The sequence below is a fragment of the Isoptericola sp. NPDC056618 genome (genome assembly GCF_042792715.1).
In the GTDB taxonomy this organism is placed as follows: domain Bacteria; phylum Actinomycetota; class Actinomycetes; order Actinomycetales; family Cellulomonadaceae; genus Isoptericola; species Isoptericola nanjingensis.
In genome coordinates this window covers 26,985-47,105 of record NZ_JBHTVZ010000022.1, presented here as the reverse complement: position 1 = coordinate 47,105, position 20,121 = coordinate 26,985, and the positions used below count along the sequence as shown (strand labels likewise).

At 74.0% G+C, this 20,121-nt stretch carries 12 protein-coding genes; 2 read left to right on the top strand and 10 right to left on the bottom strand.

The genetic code is table 11. The features are described from left to right. Position 1 precedes the first annotated feature (1 nt). Genes ACFQ8T_RS19475 through ACFQ8T_RS19435 form a run of 9 tightly spaced genes read right to left on the bottom strand, consistent with a single transcriptional unit; the run spans position 2 to position 17,541 of the window. Positions 2-697 carry a hypothetical protein gene (locus ACFQ8T_RS19475; protein WP_430548127.1) on the bottom strand — a complete coding sequence of 232 codons (696 nt, stop codon included), beginning with the start codon at positions 695-697 and terminating at the stop codon, positions 2-4. Beyond that, positions 697-2,376 carry a serine/threonine protein kinase gene (locus tag ACFQ8T_RS19470; RefSeq protein ID WP_430548126.1) on the bottom strand — a complete coding sequence of 560 codons (1,680 nt, stop codon included), beginning with the start codon at positions 2,374-2,376 and terminating at the stop codon, positions 697-699. The genes ACFQ8T_RS19475 and ACFQ8T_RS19470 overlap by 1 nt, the downstream gene beginning before the upstream one ends. A 7-nt stretch (positions 2,377-2,383) precedes the next feature. Then, on the bottom strand, positions 2,384-4,171 hold the full coding sequence (locus ACFQ8T_RS19465) for an FHA domain-containing protein (RefSeq protein ID WP_430548125.1): 1,788 nt from the start codon (positions 4,169-4,171) through the stop codon (positions 2,384-2,386). Continuing rightward, positions 4,168-5,031 carry a PP2C family protein-serine/threonine phosphatase gene (locus ACFQ8T_RS19460; protein ID WP_430548124.1) on the bottom strand — a complete coding sequence of 288 codons (864 nt, stop codon included), beginning with the start codon at positions 5,029-5,031 and terminating at the stop codon, positions 4,168-4,170. Before ACFQ8T_RS19460 ends, ACFQ8T_RS19465 begins: the two co-directional genes overlap by 4 nt. Continuing rightward, positions 5,028-6,626 carry an RDD family protein gene (locus ACFQ8T_RS19455; protein WP_430548123.1) on the bottom strand — a complete coding sequence of 533 codons (1,599 nt, stop codon included), beginning with the start codon at positions 6,624-6,626 and terminating at the stop codon, positions 5,028-5,030. The genes ACFQ8T_RS19460 and ACFQ8T_RS19455 overlap by 4 nt, the downstream gene beginning before the upstream one ends. Further along, complete coding sequence (locus ACFQ8T_RS19450; protein ID WP_430548122.1) at positions 6,623-9,118, bottom strand: transglutaminase family protein; 2,496 nt, start codon at positions 9,116-9,118, stop codon at positions 6,623-6,625. The genes ACFQ8T_RS19455 and ACFQ8T_RS19450 overlap by 4 nt, the downstream gene beginning before the upstream one ends. Then, positions 9,115-10,407 carry a DUF58 domain-containing protein gene (locus tag ACFQ8T_RS19445; protein ID WP_430548121.1) on the bottom strand — a complete coding sequence of 431 codons (1,293 nt, stop codon included), beginning with the start codon at positions 10,405-10,407 and terminating at the stop codon, positions 9,115-9,117. The genes ACFQ8T_RS19450 and ACFQ8T_RS19445 overlap by 4 nt, the downstream gene beginning before the upstream one ends. Then, positions 10,404-11,375 carry an AAA family ATPase gene (locus tag ACFQ8T_RS19440; protein ID WP_430548120.1) on the bottom strand — a complete coding sequence of 324 codons (972 nt, stop codon included), beginning with the start codon at positions 11,373-11,375 and terminating at the stop codon, positions 10,404-10,406. The genes ACFQ8T_RS19445 and ACFQ8T_RS19440 overlap by 4 nt, the downstream gene beginning before the upstream one ends. A 55-nt stretch (positions 11,376-11,430) precedes the next feature. Beyond that, on the bottom strand, positions 11,431-17,541 hold the full coding sequence (locus ACFQ8T_RS19435) for an Ig-like domain-containing protein (RefSeq protein WP_430548119.1): 6,111 nt from the start codon (positions 17,539-17,541) through the stop codon (positions 11,431-11,433). Between the two features lie 302 nt (positions 17,542-17,843). Here ACFQ8T_RS19435 and ACFQ8T_RS19430 point away from each other — a divergent pair, with 302 nt between their 5' ends. Together ACFQ8T_RS19430 and ACFQ8T_RS19425 are read left to right on the top strand one after the other, a co-directional pair. Beyond that, a complete protein-coding gene (locus ACFQ8T_RS19430; protein ID WP_429764848.1) occupies positions 17,844-18,341 on the top strand; it encodes a YajQ family cyclic di-GMP-binding protein in 498 nt (165 codons plus the stop codon). Beyond that, a complete protein-coding gene (locus ACFQ8T_RS19425; RefSeq protein WP_430548118.1) occupies positions 18,338-19,261 on the top strand; it encodes an HAD family hydrolase in 924 nt (307 codons plus the stop codon). Before ACFQ8T_RS19430 ends, ACFQ8T_RS19425 begins: the two co-directional genes overlap by 4 nt. On the opposite strand, the gene ACFQ8T_RS19420 is transcribed toward ACFQ8T_RS19425, so the two are convergent. Next, a complete protein-coding gene (locus ACFQ8T_RS19420) occupies positions 19,234-20,109 on the bottom strand; it encodes a potassium channel family protein (protein WP_430548117.1) in 876 nt (291 codons plus the stop codon). The two genes, ACFQ8T_RS19425 and ACFQ8T_RS19420, sit on opposite strands and share 28 nt — an antisense overlap. Positions 20,110-20,121: the final 12 nt, after the last annotated feature.

The window sequence follows — 20,121 nt, the reverse complement described above, 5'->3', positions numbered from 1 at the left end:
GTCAGGCGTCGTCCTTCTGGTCGAGGAGGTGGAGGTCGTCGGCGGTGACCAGGCGGGAGGTCACGGCGTGCTCGACGAGGCGCGCCCGGCGGTTGGTCGCCGCGCCCCCGGGGCCGCCGCGCAGCCCCTTGACCCCGATCCGGTCGAGCTTGTCGCAGACGTTGTCGAGCTTGCGGTTGAAGCGCGTGGTGGCCCAGCCGAGCCGCCGCGCCGCGTCGACGCTGGACGGGATCTCGCTGAGGCCCGTGCCCTCGCGCCGGAGCATGGGCTCCGCGAGCGCGACGATGAGCTGGCGCTGGCTCACGGTGAACTGCACCGCGCCGATCGTCGTGTCGCCGCTGCCCGGGTCCTCCGGGTGCACCTCGTAGTACGGCGCGTCGCTGAGGGAGACGGTGAGCTCGTACGTCGTGGGGCCGGCGGTGAAGACGATCGCCGTGTGCGGCAGCACGATCGGCAGGCGGTGACCGGGCGGCAGCCAGGACTGCACGCCGCCCCGGACGTCGCTCACGGTGGCGGCGATGTTCGACCCCGCGTTGGTGAGCCACCAGATGTCGTCGTCGCAGGTGACGCGGAGGAAGCGGCGGTGCAGGTACAGGTTGTCGTCGATCGCCAGGTCGCCCTCGCGACCGATGTCGAACGGCACCTCGGGCGAGGGCCGGAACCACTCGCCGCAGAACTCGATCGCCAGCTCGCCCATCAGCCCGTCGCCCCCTCGCTCGCGTCGGCACCGGCCGTGACGCAGGTCTGCTCCGTCTGCGACAGGCTGCTGCCGTCCCGGATCACCACGACCTGCACGCACACGTCCTTGCTGCGGTCCGCCGGGACGCTGGCCGACGTCTTCTCCGTCGTCGTGTACTGCGACTCCGAGGTGAGCGAGAGCTGCTTCCAGCCGAACTCGTCGCCGTCCTCCGCCTCGCGCGGGGGCTCCCAGGTCACGACGACCTCGTCGCCCTCGACCACGGCCTGCAGGTCCTGCACCGGCGGCACGTAGCCGCCGAGCGGGTCGGCGGGCGCCGCGGTCTGCGTTGTCCCCGGGTCGGCCACGGCGGGCTCGGTCCCGGCGTCGCGGTTCAGCCACCAGATCAGACCGCCGACACCGAGGACGAGGACCGACCCGACGGCGACGAGCAGCCACGCCCAGCGCGACGCGGCGGGCGCCTCGGCGGCACTGTCGTCGTCGGTCGCGGTCGCCGCCGGACGCTCCGTGCGGAAGACCGTCTCGTCCACCGACGCGTCGGGCAGCTGGCCCGCCGCGTCCACCGTCGGCACCCGCCCCAGGGAGGGCGACGCGGTGGCCGGTGCCGACCACGCGGACTCCGTGGCCAGGGACGTGCCCTGGGGAGCGGCCGGCGCGGCCGTCGGGTACGGCGGCGCCTGGACCGGCGCGAAGGGCACGGACGCCACGGCGGGCCCCGGCGGCGTGCTGCGCTGCTCCGGGTCGATCGCCCGGACCCGGTTCATCCGGGTGCCCTCGGCCTCGTCCTCGTCCTCGAGCACCGACCCGGCCTCGTCGAGGAGGTCGATCGGAGTCATGTCGCGCGCCAGCTCGACCTGCACCTGCTGCACCGCGCGCGCGAACGCGAGCGCCGTCGGGTACCGCGACCCCGGCCGCTTCGCCATCGCGATGCGCAGCACCCGTTCCAGCGACTCGGGGACGTCGCCGCGCCCGATCTCCGCCAGGGGGGTGGTCGCGATGCGGCCCATGAGGTCGGCCGACGAGTTGGACCCGCCCGGCACCTCGAACGGCGTCCGACCCGCGAGCAGGGTGTAGCAGGTGGCGCCCAGGGCCCACACGTCCGTCGCGATGCCGCTGACCGGCGGGTCGCCGAACGACTCGGGCGGCGACCACGGGATGGACATGCCCTCCGCGACGGACGCCGAGTCGACGGTGGAGGAGATGCCGAAGTCGGTGAGCGCCGGGTGCCCGAACTGGGTGACCAGGATGTTCGCCGGCTTGATGTCACGGTGCAGGATGCCGAGGCGGTGCGCCGTCTCGACCGCGCCCGCGATCTGGATCGTCGTGCGCATCGCCTCCGGCACCGACATGCGCTCCGCGCGGTAGCGCGCGCCGAGGTTCGGGCGCGAGCAGTACTCGAGCGCGAGGTAGGGCCGCCCGTCGGGGGCGACCCCCGCCTCGTACATCGTGACGATCGACGGGTGGTTCCCCAGGGTCGCCATCAGGTCGGCCTCGGCGTCGAACGCCGCGCGCTGGGTGTCGTTCGACCACTCCTTGAGCAGCACCTTGACCGCCACCTGGCGGCGCGGCCGGTGCTGCTCGTAGAGGAAGACGTCGGAGAAGCCGCCGGTGCCGATGACCTTGCGATAGGTGTAGCCCGGGATCTCCGGCGGGGCGGAGGGTGCCCGCTTGCTGCTCATCGAGGAGTCACCAGATCCCTTCGAACGCGAGCGTGATGCCGTCCCCGAGCTCCAGCACGTCGCCGTCGACGACGATCTCCTTCTGGTTCGGGTGGAGGCGCCGGGGCTTCTGCCCCGGGCGCAGCAGGACGGTGCCGTTGGTGGTGGCGAGGTCCTCCACGAGCACGTGCCACTCCTCGAGCGTCACCTGGACGTGCGACCGGGAGATGTCCTTCTGCGGGCTCGGGACCGTGACCATCCGGGGCATGCGGTCCGCCGACGTCGTGCTGGACCGGGGGCGGCGCCCGACCACGACGTCGCGGTCGAGCTCCACCACCTGGTCCTCCCCCGCCGGCGCGCCGTCCTCCGACCCGATCCGGACCCGGCCCAGCGGCGGCCGCGGCGCGAGCGCCGGGTCGCCGTCCAGCGCGACGCCGCAGGTGCGGCACTGTTGCCGGGTCGGCGGGTTGGGGTGGCCCTGCGGGCACTCCAGCGCCAGGACCTCCCGGGCCCCGGGGGCCGCGGGTGCGCCGAACTGCGGCAGCGCGGTGCCCGCGGCCTCGCGCAGCGCGGCCAGGTCCGAGGTCATGATCGTGTTGCCGTCGTGGTCGTCGACGGGCCCGGCGGGTGCCGGGGGCGGCCCGGCCAGGGGCTCCGCCGGCACGGAGGCGGCACGGGACGCGGCCGCCGGGGTGCCGGGGACGCCGGGGCCGAACGGGACCGACGCGATCAGCCCGCCGTCCGACGACGCCGGGGGCGCGGGCGGGCCCGCCGGAGCAGGCGCCTCCGGAGCGGGCGCCTCCGGTGCCGGAGGCTCCGGGACCGCCGCGGGCCCGGGCGACGCCTCCGCGTCGTCCTCGCCCTCCTCGTCGCCCGCGAGCCGCACCGCCGCGTCCTCGACGCTGCGGAACACGGTGTCGCCGAACAGGTGGTCGTAGTCGTCCCCGTCGCCGCCGAGCACGGTGTCCGCGTGCGGCTCGCCCTGCTCCTGGTCCGTCGGCGCGGGCGTCTCGTCGCCGGCGTCCGGCGCCCCGTCGACGGGCCCGTCCTGGCCGGCGGCGTCCGACGCGTCACCGGCCCCGCCGACGTCGGGCGCCGAGACCGTCGCGATCGGCAGCGGGAGGCCGTCGGCGCCCCCGATCAACGTCTCCTGCGAAGGGACCGCGACGACCGCCGGCGGCGCCGGGGCGCGCAGCTTCGACTGGCCCGGCAGTGGCCAGGCGTCCGGGTCGCCGCCCCCGAGCGCGGCGAGCGGCTCGACCGGGGCCGGAACGACCGGTGCCGGCTCGACCGTTGCCGGCTCGACCGGTGCAGGAACGGCCGACGTCGAGGCCGGCGTCACGCCGGCGACGTCGCTGCCGTCCAGCGTCCGACGCAGGAGCGCCGCGCGGACCACCCCGCCCTGCAGCGGCCAGACCGGGCCGTCCACGGCAGGGCCGGGGTCCAGCGCCAGCTCGACCGCGGCCACGTCCTCCACCACGCGCTCGGCCCACATGAGCACGCCGACGCCGGACACCTCCACGTCGCCGCCCGCCGCGCGCACCCGCACCGCGGCGGACGTCCCGCGCACGGCGACACGTGCCTCGCGCGCGCGGGCGTCGAGCGTCACCACCGCGAAGGGCGGCACCGCGGTGAGGCTCCCCGCGACGTCCGTCAGCGCCCCGACCACGGACACGACCCCGCCCTGCTCGGGCGCCTCGAGCGCCTCCCAGAGCCGCGTGACCACTTCCGGCTCCACGGGCTGCGGCAGCAGCAGCACGGTGTCCCCCCGTACCACCGCCTGCGCCGTGCCCTCGACGTATCCCACCGTCATCATGCGTCGACCTCCTGCCCCCCGGTCATCGAGGCCCGGCCCCACGCGCCCTCGGGCGTGGGGATCGTGTCCTCGTCGTCCAGCACCTGCCCGCCCCGCGGGCTGGTCGCGGTCTCGTCGTCGTCCACCGCGTGGGTGACGTCGACCACCACGACCGTGATGTTGTCGCGGCCTCCCGCCGCGACAGCCTCGTCCACGAGCCGGCTCGCCGCCCGCTGCGGGTCCGGGTGCTCCAGGAGCACCCGGGCGATCCGCTCGTCGGTGAGCTCGACGGTCAGGCCGTCGGAGCACACCAGCACCCGGTCGCCGGCGGCGACCGGGACGTACCGGAAGTCGGGCGTGGGCGTGGAGTCCGCGCCCAGCGCCCGCGTCACGACGTTGCGGCGCGGGTGCAGTCGCGCCTCCTGCACCGTGAGCATCCCCGCGTCCACCAGCTCCTGCACCTCGGAATGGTCCACGCTGACCTGGTCCAGCACGCCGCTCGACATCAGATAGGTGCGCGAGTCGCCCACGTTCACGAACAGCCAGTAGGGGACGTCGTCCTGCTCGGAGACCAGCGCGCCGGTGAGCGTCGTGCCCGCACCGCGCCCCGAGGGGCCGGTGTCGATCGCCCGCACCCGCGACTGCGCCAGGGCGACGAGCTCCGCCACCCGGTCGGCGTCCACCCGCGGCTCGTCCTGCAGCGGGCTCAGCGTGTCGAGCGCGACGGCGCTGGCGACCTCGCCGGCGTCGTGACCGCCCATCCCGTCCGCCACCAGGAACACGCCCGCGCCGGCCAGGTACCCGTCCTCGTTGACCTTGCGCCGGCGCCCCACGTGCGACGAGCTGCCCCAGGACAGGACGAGCGCGTCGTCGTCGGTCATGCGGGGTTCCCCGGGTGGACGACGATGCGACGGTCGCCCACGTGGATCGTGGCCCCCATGGGCACCCGGACGCGCGCGCCGGGCTCGGCCACGCGCGGCGGCAGGCCGGCGACGGAGATGACGGTCCCGTTCGTGGACCCCCGGTCGTTGATCCACAGGCCGGCGGAGTCCACGTCCAGGTCGGCGTGGTTCTTCGACACCGAACGGGTCGGGTCGTCGATGCGCACGAGCGTGACGGTCTCGCCCGCCGACGCCTCCGGGTTGCGGCCGACCCGAGCCGGCCCGTCGACGGTGTGCCGGTCGCCCGACTCGAGCTCGAGCACGACGCCCACGACGGGCGCCGGGCGCAGCTCCTGACGCTGCGCCCGCGACTGCATGCGCGTCTCGAAGCTCGTGTGCTCCGACACCTCGGGCGCGGCGGGCTGCTGAGGCTGCGGGACCGGCTGCTGGAACTGCTGCTGGAGCTGCTGCGGGTCGGGCATCGCCTGCTGCGGCCCCGACGACGCCGGCGGCTGGGCGGGCGACCCCGGAACCCCGGTGATGAGCCCGCCCGCACCCGACGCCGGACCGGCCAGCGGCTGGTGAGCCGGCGCCGCGTACGGGTCCGGCACGCCGGCCGGCGGGCCGGCGGGGGCCTGGTACGGCGGCTGGTTCGCCGGCAGGTACGGCGGCTGGTTCACCGGCTGCTGCGCCTGCTGCGGCGGCGCCGGCTGCTGCGTCGGCGTCGGCGGCGCTGCCACCGCCCCCAGCGGGACGGCGGACGGCGCCGACGGCGGGGCGGCGGGGCCCGCCACTGGGCCCCCGGAGGCCGGGGCGAAGCTGGCGGTGCGCGGGGCCGCGGCACGCTGCATGGCGCGCGCGTCCACGACGACGGCCTTCCCGGCCTTGTCGTGCCAGCCCTGGCGGCGGCCGCCGCCGTCCCACAGCGGGCTGAGCTGCACGAGGATCGTGCCGAAGAACGGCACGAGGCCGCAGGCGGCGACGACCAGGTAGCGCAGGAGCGCGCGGCCCACCCCGATCGGCATGCCGCCGTCGACGCCCTGTGTGCGGATGCCCATGACCAGGTTGCCGAGCGTCTTGCCGGTCAGGCCCTCCCAGATCAGCATGGCGAGCCAGTACAGGCCCGCCGCCGCGGAGGCGAGGCCCGCCACGGTGAGGATCTGGGTGGCGAGCGCCGCGAACCGCGGGTCGGACGAGCTGATGACGCCCGACGGCAGGTCGATCGTCGAGAACCCGATGCCGTACACGATCCCGAAGAGCACCCCCGCCACGACGCCGTCGAGCAGGAACGCGACGATGCGGCGACCCACGTGCGCGTACACGGGCGCGGCCTCCGGCTCGGCCGTCGAGGACCCCAGGTACGCGGGCACCTGGGTGGCCGTCATCATCTCGGGCTCCGTGGTGCCGGTGTGCACCAGGGACGCGGGACCCCCCGGGCCGGCGACGCCGGCCGCGGCGTCGAACGCGCCCCGCGGCGGGCCCGCGGGCGCCCCGACCGGCCTGCCCGTGCGCGGGAACTCGCGCCCGCACACGGCGCAGAACGGCGCGCCCGCCCGCTGCGTGGACCCGCAGCCGGCGCACTGCACGTCACTCATCTCTTCTCCTTGCTCCTGGAGCCGTCCCTGGAGACGATCCTCGAACCGACCCCGGAGACCTTGGCGCCGACGTCCCGCGCGAACCGACCGAGCGCCCGCCCCGGCCGCCACGTCGCGCGAGCACGCAGCGACCGCAGGGACAGGGCCCCGAAGAGCCGGCGGCGCCGATCGACACCGGACCGCACCCCCGCGACGAGCTCGTCCACCTCGCGCCAGAAGTCGTCCGCCTCCGTGGCACTGGGCTCGCCCTCCCCGAAGACGCCTGCGTCCGCGCGGTGGGCGAGAGCGAGCGTACCGGGCGCCCGGTACTGCTCGGCGATCAGGTACGCGCTCTCCCGGCGGGTGGCCGACGGGGGGACGGTGCTGCCCAGGTCGGTGGCGACGTCCACGACCTCGTGCCAGCCGCCGCTGATCCGGGCGGCGGCGTCGTCGGCCGTGCGTCGTCGGGCCCGACGACGCGCCTTGTACGCGAGGATCGCGACGATCGGGCCGCCGATCAGCAGCAGCGGGATCCCGACGATCAGCACGACCAGGCCCACGAGGCGCCAGTCGAAGGCCTCGTTCTCGGCCTCCTCCTCGTCGTCCTCGACCGTGCCGGCCTCGACCCGCTCGGGCTCCTCCGGCGGCTCCGGCTCCTGGAGCACCGGCGGCTTGGGCACCTGCTCCGACTTGGGCTCCGGCTGGATCTGCGGCTTCTGCTCCGGCACGGCCTCGATCGCGGCCCACCCGTACTCCGCGGTCGGCACCTCGACCCAGGCGTGCACGTCGCTGCCCAGCACGGTCCAGGGCTCGCCGGCCGTGTAGTTGCTGTCCTTGCCGGGGTAGAAGCCCATGACGACGCGCGCCGGGATGCCGGCCTGCCGCGCCATGAGGGCGAGCGCGACGGCGAACTGCTCGTCGTCGCCCACCATCTTCTCCTGCTGCACCAGCGTGTCGATCCGCTCCGCGGAGTGGCCGGGGCGCGACGGGTACTGGCCCTCGAGCCCGCTGGACAGGACGCCGGACGCCGCGAGGGCGTCGCGGATGAGGAACAGCTTCGTGGCCGGGTCCGTCTCCTCCCCCGCGAACTGCACCGCCTTCGCGGGCAGCCCCGGCGGCAGGGACGACGGATCCGTCTCGGGCAGCTCGGCGCCCACGATCGTCGCCTTCTTGAGCGCGTCCTCGGACGGCTCCTCCGTGGCGATCGTGTCCAGGCTGTAGGTGTCGCCGGGGCGCACGCCCGCGGTCGTGAGCACCGTGCCGGTGGTCGAGTTGTAGTAGGAGCCCTCGTCCTGGGCGCGCGCGTTCGCGGACGTCCAGGTGAGGCCCGTGAGCGCGCCGAACTGCGGCACCCACACCCCGTCGTACCCCGTCACGGTCACGTCGACGCGCTGCGGCGTGCCCTCCTGGGCGGTCGCGATGGTCGTGCCGACGCGGCTGTACACGCCGGTGTCGCCGCCGGTCCCGGAGGCGTCGTAGACCACCCCGTCGTAGCGGTCGAGCGCGGCCAGGCGCACGCGACCGTCCTCGGGCAGGTCGCTCACCGTGAACAGCTCGTCCTCCCGCTGCTCCTTCACGATGTGGCGGAAGCCGACGAGCGGGCTCGCGTACTGGTGCAGGTCGAGCGGCGGCACGATCGTCTCGCGCAGCACCGACCGCGGCTGGGCCGGCATGATCGCCGGCGCCGCGAAGGCCGCGGTCACGGCCGCGACGCCGAGGATGGCGGCGCCCGTGCGCACCCGGTACCAGCGCAGGCGGCGGGTGGCCTCCTCGCTCTGCTCGGTGCTGATCGAGTGGGTCCCGACCCGCGCCTCCATCGCCCGGACGCCGCCCCACAGCAGGCCGACGAGGGCGATCGTGATGCCCTGGGCCACCGGCAGCGCCGCGTCGAGCGTGCCGAGCAGGATGACGCCGACGAACCCGGCCAGCACCGGGACCATCGCCCAGACCGCGTGCCGGGCGCGCCAGGCGATCGTGCCGGCGGTGAGCGCCACGAGCAGCATCAGCAGATAGGGCACGACCGCGAGCTCGGGGAACGAGCTCATCGGCGGCACCGTGGTGATGAACTGCTTCCAGCCCTCGACCGCGCCGATCAGGAGGTCCTGGAGGGTCTGCAGGCTCGGCAGCACCCCGCCGATCGCGTCCTGCGGCAGCGCGAGGACCGCGCCGAACAGCAGGTACGCGACCACCGCGACGGCCAGCACCAGCACGGCCGGGAACCGGCGCCAGGCGCCGAGCCAGGCGACCGCCAGGCCGACGACGGCGCCCCCGGCGGCGGGCAGCACGTAGCCCGCCGACCCCCACACCGGCCCGAAGCCGACGGCGACGGCCGCGAGCAGCACCACCAGCGCGGCCAGGTCGACCAGGGCGAGCGGCGACGTCGCGCGCGGGCGCGACGCCTCCTTGCGGCGGGTCGTCCCGCGGCCGAGCCCGGTGCCGGTGCGCAGCGAGTCGTCGCCCGCGCCCTCCCCGGACCAGGCCCGGCGCCCGCCGCGTGTGGTCTCGTCGTTCATGTCTCGCTCATCTTCTTCAGCGCGATCGGCAGGTCGCCCAGCCGTCCGAGGGTCAGGACGCCGACCTCCGCGATGGTGTGCCGCGACAGGTTCGCCCCCGGCACGCACTGGATCGCCATGACGTTCACGCCCGCGGGCAGGCGGGCGGACGCGGACCGCAGCTCCGTCGGGGTCACCCGGCTGCCGAGCACGAACGCGATCACGGACGCGTCGGCGGCGGAGCTCCCCGCGGCGCGGGCGAGGTCGACGAGCGCGCGGCGCGACGGCTCGAGCTCCACGCGGGACAGGTCGTCGAGCAGCCGGGTGTGGTGGTCGCCGCGCAGGCTGCCGGACTGCACGAGCACGGTGACCCCGCGGTCCTCCTTGATGGCCTGCAGGCCGAGGGAGGCGCACACCGACACCGCGAGCTCGAACTCGTCCTCGCTCGCGTAGTCCTCGGCCCGCGTGGAGAGCAGCACCGCGAGGTGCGAGCGCCGCGTCTCCTCGAACTGGCGCACCATGAGCGTGCCCGTGCGGGCCGTGGTCTTCCAGTGGATGTGCCGCAGGTCGTCGCCCGCGACGTACTCGCGCAGGGCGTGGAACGACACGTCGGAGTCGGTGATGTCGGTCGTGACACGACCCTCGAGGTCGCGCAGGTAGCCCGTCGACGACCCGGCCAGGTTCTTCACCTGCGGGTGCACGAACAGCTCCTGCTCGTCCGTCCACGTCACCTCGCGGCGCAGCAGCCCGATCGGGTCGGCGCGCACCGACTTCACCGGGCCGACCGTGATGACGCCCCGACGTCGGGTCGGGATGCGGAAGATCTCCTCGTGCGTGCCGCCGCCGCGCAGCCGCGGCACCGGGAACGCGGCGGTCCCGCGGCCCACGGGCAGCTCCATCACGGACGGCAGGATCGGCCGCGCCGCGCCGTTGCGCACGTCGAGGCGCCCCACGGCCGGGTCCCCGACGGTCACGCGCGACTGCGTGAGCGTGAGCGAGACCTCGTACCGCAGGCGCCCCAGGACGAAGCCGATGGCCGCCACGAGGGTCACCGTGAGCACGACCGCACCCACGAGCACCTCGAGCCAGCCCAGGGCGAGCCCGGCCACCCACGCGCCCACGCACACGATCAGCACGGCCACGCCGAAGGTCGAGAACGCCTGCGTCACCGGGGCGCACGCCCGCACGAGGGCCGCCCAGCGCGCGCCGACGGCCGAGGACGCGCGCACCCACCCGCGTCCGAGCCGGTTCCCGGCGGTGTCCCGTGCGGCCGCGGGGGCCGGGGACGCCGGGGTCGATGTCGAGGTCATACCGCGGCGCGCTCCTGCGGCGCGGCGACGTCGGCGAGGATGCGCGCGAGGACGACCTCCGCGCGGGCGCCGGTGAACTCGGCCTCCGGGTCCAGCACGAAGCGGTGGGCCCAGACGGGCTGCGCGAGCTGCTTGACGTCGTCCGGCAGCACGTAGTTGCGGCCGTGCGCGGCCGCCCACACCTTGCAGCACCGCACCAGGGCGAGCGCGCCACGGACGGACACGCCGATCCGGGCCTCGGGCGCGTTGCGGGTCTCCTCCGCGAGGCGGCTCACGTACTCGAGCACCGCGGAGTCGGTGTGCACCGACGAGCCGAGCGTCGCCATCTCCGTGACGGCCTGCGTCGTGATGATCGGCTGCAGCGCCTGGCTGCGGTCGCGCACCGACGCGCCGGACAGGATCTCCACCGTGGACGCGTGGTCCGGGTAGCCCACCGACGTCTTCATGAGGAAGCGGTCGAGCTGCGCCTCGGGCAGGCGGTACGTGCCGGCCTGCTCGATCGGGTTCTGCGTGGCGATCACCATGAACGGGCGGCCCACGTCGTGCGTGGTGCCGTCCACGGTGACCCGGCCCTCCTCCATGACCTCCAGCAGCGCCGACTGCGTCTTCGGCGAGGCACGGTTGATCTCGTCGGCCAGCACGATGGACGCGAAGATCGGGCCCGGGCGGAAGTCGAACTCGTGCGTGCGCTGGTCGTAGATCGTCACGCCGGTGACGTCGGACGGCAGCAGGTCCGGCGTGAACTGGATGCGGTTGTGGGAGCCCTGCACGGACGCCGCGATGGCGCGCGCCATCGCCGTCTTGCCGGTGCCGGGGGCGTCCTCCAGCAGGAGGTGGCCCTCCGCCAGCATGCAGGTCAGCGCGAGGCGCACCACGGGCGCCTTGCCCAGGACCGCCTGCCCCACGTTGCCGACGAGGCGCTCGAACGTCTGGGCAAACCAGGTCGCCTGCTCGGGGGTCATCGTCATCTCGGTGTTCCTTCGTGCTCGTTGTCTCGGGGAGTCGTGGTCCGGCTGGACGGGGTCACCAGGTGGTCGCGGCGTATCGCTCGCCGTCGATCACCACGGCGACCTGGGTGCCGTCGTAGCCGTAGTAGCAGTCGAGCTGGATCGTGGTGTCAGCCCCCAGCTTCCTGTCGAAGCCGGGGCCGCCGGGCGTGGTCCACACCTTGGAGCCGGACATGATGATGTTGTGCCAGCCCGCGTTCGAGTCGGGGTTGTTGCCCGACCAGCACTCGATGCGGTGGGTTCCCGCGTCGAAGTCCTTGGCCGTGACCTTGAAGTAGTTGCAGTTGCCGGACGAGCAGCCGTCCTGGACCCCGGTCCGGCTGCCCTTGGACACCGTGGCGCGAGGCTGCGGGGGCGCGTCCGTCCGCCCGGTGACCGATTCCCAGGCGCCCCACCCGGCCTCGTTGTGGGCGCGGGCCTGCAGCGTGTAGCTCTTGCTGTAGCCCGTCGGCACCCCGACGGACGCCGGCCACGAGGTCTTGGTGCCGCTGTCGGACGCGCTGCCGGTGAGCTTGTACTCGATCTTGTCGACGGCGCGCCCGCCGTTGCTGCTCGGCGCGTTGATCGAGAACGACCCGTCGTCCACGCGCCCCGAGCCGTTCTTGGTCCCGCTCCAGCTCACCCGCGGGGTGCCCGGCGTGGTGAAGGGGGTCACGGAGCCCGACTTCCCCGACCAGGCGGAGCAGGTGTACTCGTTGCAGGCCTGCACCTCGAACGTGTACGCGGTGCCGTTGGACAGCCCGTCGTACGTGTACGAGGTCACGTTGCCGACGTTCCGCGCGCCGGAGCCGTTGGCCCGCACCTGGTAGTACGGCTTCGGCCCGCGGAACTCGGCCGCGGCGCTCCAGCTCACGTCCGCCCGCCCGCTCGTGTTCGACCCGAGCGCGGCCTGCACGTTCCCCGGGACCGTCGGCGTGCCGTAGGGCACGACCGCGTTGGACGCCGGGCTGGCCTCGGAGATCGCCGCCTTGTTCTGCGCCCGTACCTTGAACGTGTAGGTCGCGGATGTCTTGAGGCCCTCGACGACCTGCGACCGGGAACCGCCGCTCACCTCGACGGTGCGGCTCTTCGTCCCCCCCTCGTAGATGTCGAGGTAGTACTTCTCGATCGGGGCACCGTTGGTGTCGGGCTGCTCCCAGCTCACCGTGGTCTGCCCGCCCACCGCGGTGTCCACCCGGCTCGCCGTCGGGGGCGCCGGTGCCGCCGGCGGGCCGGCGGGGGTCTCCGGGGAGGAGGCCTCGCCCCAGTCGGACGGGTCCGGGGCCTTGTTCAGCGCCTGCACCCGCACCGTGTACGCGGTGCCGTTGGTCAGCCCCTCCCACACCGTCGAGGTCCCCTCGACGCACGGCTTCTGGATCCTGCCGTCGGCCGGCGCGGGGCTGATCTCCAGGTTGACGCACGTGATCGCGGACCGGTCGCTGTAGTCCTTGTTGGTCCACGTGACCGTGAGCTGCTCGTCGCCGAACTCCAGCGTCGGGGCCGCCGGCGCGTCCGGCTTCTCGTCCGGCCGGGCGCTCTTCGACGCCGCCGACTCGTCCGAGTCGCCCACCTCGTTCGTCGCCGTGACCGTGAACGTGTACTCCAGGTCGTTGGTCAGCCCGTCGAAGGTGCAGGTCGTGGTGGTGCACTCCTGGGTCTTGCCGTCGGAGGCGTGCAGCGTGTAGCCGGTGATGTCCGCGCCGTTGTTGTTCGGCTGCTCCCAGCTCAGCACGACCGTGCCGGAGCGCACCTCCTCGACCTTGGGCGCGCGCGGCGGCTCCGGCCGGCCGAGGACGGTCAGGGTCACGGTGCCGTCGACCTGGCGGTCGGGGTCCTTCGTGGCGTCCTGGACCGTGTAGCGCGCGGTGAGCACGCCGTGGAAGTTCTCGTCCGGCGTGATGATCATGTTCCGGTCGTCGTACGACACCTTGCCCGAGCCGGTCTCGCCGTACGCGCCCACGACGGTCAGGTCCTCGCCCGGGAACGGGTTGGTGTCGTTCTCGAGCACCGGGATCGTCACCGGCTCCCCCTGGTGCGCGTCGGGCACCTTGTCCGGCGTCGTCTGCACGAGCGGGCGGGTGGAGCCCACCACCGCGACCTCGAGGTTGCCGCTGACGGGCGGGTTCTTGCCGTCGGACACGGTGAACGCGACGTCCTGCTTCGTGCCCTTCGGCACCGACGGCTCGACCTGCGCGGTCACGGTGCCGCCCGACACGGACGTCGTGACGCCCTTCGGGCTCTCGACGTCGAAGGTCAGCGTGTCCTTGTCCGGATCCTTGACGTACCGCGACAGGTCGACGGTGCTGTCCTCGCCCGCCGCGACCTCGAGGGTCGGCGAGCCGACCACCTTCGGCGGCTGGTTCGTCGAGGGCACCACGTCGATCGGCAGCGTGAGCACCGCCTTGTTGCCCTCCTCGTCGTCGGGCCCGTCGCCGTCCGTCACCTCGAAGCTCACCGACGCCGACCCGGCGAAGTCCTCGCTCGACGTGAACTCGATCGTGTCGGCGTCCTGCACGACCGCGGCCCCCTCGGTGGCCTCGACCGTCGACTCCTCCGTGATCCGGGGCTCCCGGCCGTCCCGCACCACGACGAGCTTGCCCAGCTCGACGGTCAGCGGCTCACCGCTGACCGCCTGCAGCGGGGTCGAGCCCGGCTTCACGTAGGGCCGCGACTGGTCGCCCGGCACCCGCACGAAGGCCTTGGCCTGCAGCCCGTCCACGTCCGTGACGGTGTAGGTGATCACCTGCGCCCGCGGCGTCAGTGCCACCTGCACCTGGCCGTCCTCCCGGACGGTCACCCCGCTCGCGCCCTGGTCGACGGAGACCTCGAGGTCGGACGCCACGCCGTCGGGGTCGACGTCGTTGCCGAGCACGTCCACCGTGACCGTCGACGCGTCCCGGACCTGCTCCGCCGTCACCACGTCGTCCTTCGCGACCGGCCGGAGCAGCGGTGCGTCGGCGTCCACCGTCACCGTGACCGACCCGGTGGAGCGCGCCTTGAAGGCGTCCTGGACCGTGTAGTAGAAGGCCGTCGCGCCCTCGTCGGCGGGGGCCTCGAGGACGATGTCGTCCTCGACCGCCTTCGGCGTCAGCCCGTCCGGCAGCCCGTCGAAGCCGTCCTTGACGAGGCCGATCTCGTCGCCGTCGGGGTCGTTGTCGTTCTCCAGCGCCCGCACGGCCACGGTCCGGCCCGGCCGCACCGTGGTCTCGTCGTCCACGGCCTGCGGGGGCTGGTTCGTCTCCGGCGGCGCGGCGATGCCCACGCGCACGGTGCCCTGGCTCACCGCCCCGCGGGTGTCGGTCACCTGGTACGTGAAGGAGTCGAAGCCCGCTGCACCCTCGGCCGCCGTGTAGTCCACGAAGCCGTCCACGATCGTCGCCGTGCCCTGCTCCGGGGCGCCGGCGATCGAGCTCAGCGTGACCTGGTCGCCGTCGGGGTCGGTGCCGTCGAGCGCGAGCGGGATGCGCACCGTCTTGCCGCTGAGCACCCGCGTCTCGGTGTCGGGCACCTGCGGGGCGGTGTTCTCCGCGTCGTCCTTGATCGTGACGGTGACCTGCGCCGAGTCCTTCTGCCCGTTGCTGTCGCGGACCTCGTAGACGAGGTGGGCCGTGCCCGCCTCGGAGCCCGCCTTGAACCGCACGGTGTCCTCGGAGACGAACGCCTCGCCGAGCTCCGCCTCGGGCTCCTCCTGCAGCTCGTCGTTCAGCTCGACGTCCAGCCCGTCGGGGTGGGTGTCGTTGTCCAGCACCGGGACGGTGACGACGTCGCCCGTGTGGACGATCGCCTCGTCGGCGCCCGCGTCCGGCGGCCGCAGGGTGTCCGGGGCCGGGATGGGCACCACGCGCACCTGGCCGGTCGAGGACCCGCTGCCGTTCGCGATGGTGTAGTCGAAGGTCACCGGCTCGTCGAGCCGCTGCTTCTCCATGATCTTGAGGACGTCGTGGTTGAGCACCGCCACGTCGACGGGCGAGTCGTCCGGCACGGTGACCGACTGCACGACGAGCACGCCGCCCGCCGGGTCGGTGTCGTTGGCCAGCACGTCCAGCAGCGCGGACCCGTCCGACGGCAGCAGCACCTGGTCGGAGACCACCACCGGCGGGGCCTCGTCCTCCGGCGGCGCGACGACGTCCACCCGGACCAGCCCCATCGTCGAGTTGGGCCCGTCGCTCACCTGGTAGGTCACGTCGAACGACCCGGGCTCGTCGCCCTGGACCGTGAACATCCCCGCGTTGAGGTTGTTCGCGATCGACAGCCCCTTCTTCTCGGCCACGTGCACGAGCCGGAGGGGGTCGCCGTTCGGGTCGGTGTCGTTCTCGAGCGGCCGCACGGTGACCGGCTGGCCGGCGAGCACCGTGACGTGGTCCTGCACCGCCACCGGCGGCTCGTTCGTCGCCACGACCTCGACGATCAGCGTGCCCTCCACCGGCTTGCCGCGGGAGTCGGAGACCGTGACGTCGACGATCTTGCGGCCGGTGGCCGCCCCGCCGTCGCGGAACTCGATCGTCCCGTCCGGGCGGGAGCGCACCTCGTCCTTCGGGTCGCCCGTGCTGGCGTGGGAGAGGAAGAGGTCGTCGCCGTCGGGGTCGCGGAAGTACGGCAGCACCTTGATGCTGCCGGTGCCGTCCTGGCCGACCCGCAGCACCGGCTCGCCCGTCTGGGTGGGAGCGTCGTTCTCGGAGTCCGGCACCACCGTGAGCGTGACCTTCGCGGTGTCGGACCCGTCCCGGCCGTCGTCGACCTCGTACGTGAGCGTGGTGCTCCCCGTCGCGTCCGCGGGCACGTCGGCCTGCAGCGCAGCGCCGTCGAGCACCCGGTCCACCTCGGCGTCACCGGTCGGCTCGCCGTCGACCCGGACGGTCATGACGTCGCCGTCGGGGTCGACGTCGTTGCCGAGCACGTTGAGCACCGTGGTGCGGCCGGGCCGGACGCCGAACGAGTCGTCCTTCGCCTGCGGGGGCCGGTTCTTCTTGTCGCGGTCGGCGACGAACTGGTCGACCTGCTCCGGCGTCGTCTCCTCGGACTCGGTCTTCTCGCCCTCGTCGTTCTCCGGGATCGTCAGGTCCCAGTCGTCGACCTTCTGGAACTCGTCCGCCGCCATCCACAGCGTGCCGCGGGCCACGTCGTTGAGCACGATGACGTCGCGGTTCACGCGGTAGACGAGGTTGCTGTCGGCGGAGAGCCCCTCCAGGACGACGTCCTGGTCGTCGTCGGTCCCGGGGCAGTCCCGCACCACCTGCCCGGACACGGACCACGCGCCGTAGGCGCACTCGCCCAGCTGGACGGGCCGCGCGGGGGTGCCGTTCGCGGTCCGCCTCGTCGGCGTCCCGCCGTCGAGCGGCTGGGAGACCAGCCCGCGCGAGGTCGCGAGCAGCACGATGTCCGAGTCGGGCGACGGCTGCTGCAGCTGGGCCTCGGCGCCGCCGTCGACCTCCACGGCGTCGCCCCCCGGCAGCACGACCTTGCCCGTCGAGCGGTCGAGCACCACGGGCTCCTCGCCCACGGTGGTCACCTGCACGTCGGACCCCGGCTGCACCGAGAGCCGTTCCTCCTCGGGGTCCTCGGCCGTGCCGCGCGCGCTGGTCGGGATCGTCCACAGCTTCTGGTCGGCGGGCGACGCCACGACGACCGTGCCGCCCGTGCTCACCTCGAGCCGAGCGCCCTGGCCCACCTTCTCGAGCGCGGGCTCGGACTTCTCGGGGTCGAAGGACCCCGAGCCGTCGAACGGGAGCACCCACACGGTGCCCGACTCGTCGTCGTAGATCGCGGTGGTGGCGCCGCCCGACGCGACCTGTGCGCCCCCGGGCAGCTTCATCGTGCTGGTCAGGGCGAGCTGCGCCGGGTCGATGGGGCTGGCCGAGGAGTCCCCCGTGCTCGACAGGAGCACCCGCTGCGCGTCCTGCTGGACGTCGAAGCCCGTCGCGTTGGCGTACAGCGTGCCGTCGAGCGCCTGGGCCTGGTAGTTGAACCGGCCGACCTCGCCGTCGGCGGCGTTCGTCACCCACACGCCGGAGTCGTTGAGGTCGACGTCCACCGTCGCCTCGCCGTCGTACCAGAGCGCGAAACCGGCGAGCCCCGCGCCGAACAGCGCGACGACCCCGGCAGAGGCGATGGACCGACGGTGCTCCACGGCGCGTGAGACGACGCTCATGCGGTTCGGTTCCTCTCCGACTTCGGGCAGGTGCGGACAGCGGCTGGTGCGACAGCCCGCGCGCTACCGTCGCGCCGCGGGCGGAGGACCGGTCTGACCCATCTGGGGAAGTTGCCTGGGAACCGGCTTGATGCATACCTCGGCGAACCCTACCGAAGACGCCCGACATGACACCGGTCGTCTCGATGGGTAGGCCTCCCCATGCATCGCCGCACTACGGTAGTGGGCGAACCCAGCCGTCTGATACGTCGCGTCCAGATCGCACGCCGATCTGAGCAAGACCAGAGCACCAAGGAGCAGTCGTGGCCGACTCGTCGTTCGACATCGTCAGCAAGGTGGACCGCCAGGAGGTGGACAACGCCCTCAACCAGGCCGCCAAGGAGATCGCCCAGCGGTACGACTTCAAGGGGGTGGGCGCGTCCATCGCGTGGAGCGGTCAGGACACCATCGTCTTCGAGGCGAACTCCGCGGAGCGCGTGCTCGCCGCCCTCGACGTGTTCCAGACCAAGCTCGTCAAGCGCGGCGTCTCGCTCAAGGCCCTCGACACGGGCGAGAACGAGCCTCAGTCGTCCGGCAAGGTCTACCGGCTCGCCGGCTCCCTCAAGGAGGGCCTCGCGGGCGAGAACGCCAAGAAGGTCACCAAGCTCATCCGCGAGGAGGGCCCCAAGGGCGTCAAGACGCAGATCACGGGCGACGAGGTGCGCGCGACGAGCAAGTCCCGCGACGACCTGCAGGCCGTGATCGCGCTCCTCAAGGGCGCGGACCTGGACTTCGCGGTCCAGTTCGTCAACTACCGGTGACGGCACGGGCGGGCGGCGCACGCCGCGGGCTGCCGCGCGTCGTCGCGACGGACCTCGACGGCACGCTGCTGCGCTCGGACGGCACCGTCTCCGCCCGCACGCGCGCTGCGCTGCGGGCCGTGGAGGACGTCGGCGTCGAGGTCGTCTTCGTCACCGCCCGCCCGCCCCGCTGGCTGGCCGACCTGGCCGACCTGGTCGGCGGCCACGGCCGGGTCATCGCCCTGGGCGGCGCCGCGGTCTGGGACCTGGGGTCCGGCCGGGCGCTGGACGCCTGCGGCTTCGGCGACGGCGTCGTGCAGGAGCTCGTCGCCGGGCTGCGGGAGGCCGTGCCCGGGGTGGGCCTCGCCGTCGAGACCGTCCACGGTCCGGCCTTCGACCCCTGGTTCCCCGACGGCGAGCCCGGCCTCGACCGCGGCCTGCGGGCCGTGCCCGTCGAGGACGCGCTGCGCGGCGCGGACGACGCCGTCGCCAAGCTCCTCGCCGTCCGGCCGGGCACGCCGACGCAGGGCTTCGGCGTCGTGCAGCGCGGCGACGTCCGCGACGACGCCCAGGAGGCCTTCTTCGACCGCGTGCGCGGCGTCGTCGACGGTCGCGCCGAGCTGCACTACTCCGGCGCCGCCGGGCTGGCCGAGCTGCTGCCGCCCGGCGTGACGAAGGACGTCGCGCTCGCCCGTTGGTGCCGCCGGCTCGGCGTCGACGCCCGCGACGTGTGGGCCTTCGGCGACATGCCCAACGACCTTCCGATGCTGCGCTGGGCAGGCCGCGGGCACGCCGTCGCCAACGCGCACCCCGACGTGCTCACCTGCGCGGACGCCGTCGTGCCGGGCAACGACGACGACGGCGTCGCCGCCGCGCTGGAGGCCGCGCTCGACGTGTCCCCGCCCGTGGACGGCTACTCCCCGGAGCCGCTCTCCCCCTGAGCCTGCGCGCGCTGCCGGTCGGCGACGAGCTGGGCGCGCAGCTCCTGCACCTCCGCGACGAGCAGGGCCACCTGCGCCTGGCTGACCAGGCCGACGGGCGCCTCCCCCGCCGGTCCGCGCGCCGTGCCCAGGCGGTCGTCCGGCGACGACGTGTCGGTGACCCGCTCCACCAGCCACGACGAGAGCGTCGCCGTCACGACGCCCAGCAGCGCGATGCCGCCGAGCATCAGGCAGACCGCGATGACGCGGCCCGCCGGGGTCACCGGCGTGAGGTCGCCGTAGCCCACGGTCGTGATGGTCACCATCGCCCACCAGAACCCGTCGCCGAGGTTCACGATGCTGGCTCCCGGCGCGCCGCGCTCGGCCTGCGTCACCGTCAGCGCGCCCACGATCACCAGGAGGGCGGTGCCCGCCGCGGCGAACCGCACCACCCGGCCGCGCAGCCGCACGGCGTTGACCCGGTTGAGGCGCACCACCACGGACACCAGCAGCAGCGGGCGCAGGACGGGCAGCACGACCACGGCGAGCTCGAGCGGGTGCCGGCGGACGTAGCGCCACGGGCGGGGCGCGAGCCGGGCGCGCACGACGTAGTCCACCACGAAGAGCGCCCAGGTCACCGCGAGCACGAAGGAGCAGGCGGCCCGCACGTCCGGCGAGGCCTCCGGGCGCGCGATCGGGATGGCGTACGCGACGAGGAACACCAGGGAGATCGCGGTCAGCGGCCACTCGGTCGCCGCCTGCCAGCGCCGCAGGCGCGCGTGACCGGCGTCCGGGTGCGGCGACGGCGGGCGCTCACGCTGCCCGGGCTCGGCCGCGTCGTCCCGGCCGCCCGGAGGGGCTGAGGTCATCGCAGGTCAGCC